Annotated in this window: 1 protein-coding gene; it reads right to left on the bottom strand. The window is 44.4% G+C overall.

The window, feature by feature from the left end:
* Positions 1 to 239: DUF11 domain-containing protein (locus FLACOL7796_RS00325; RefSeq protein ID WP_173968663.1), on the bottom strand; the 239-nt coding region annotated here is incomplete at both ends.

Genomic DNA, 239 nt, shown 5'->3' with positions numbered 1-239 from the left:
TATTATTTCCAGGGGTAGGATCTGCTTCATTGGCAGTTATACTCGCACTGTTGGTATACGTTCCTGAGGCATTGACTGTGGCAATGATAGATAAGGTAGTATTCGATCCATTGGCTAAAGCACCAATCGCCCAGATTCCAGTTCCACTTGTATAGGTTCCTGAAGCTGTGCTGGCGCTTACAAAAGTATAACCGGAAGGTAAAATATCCGTTACACTTACTCCTGTTGCGTTGCTTGGA

The organism is Flavobacterium bizetiae (assembly GCF_902804475.1).
Classification (GTDB): Bacteria; Bacteroidota; Bacteroidia; order Flavobacteriales; family Flavobacteriaceae; genus Flavobacterium; species Flavobacterium bizetiae.
The sequence above is the reverse complement of the archived record's forward strand: the minus strand, read 5'-3'. Positions and strand labels throughout refer to the sequence as shown.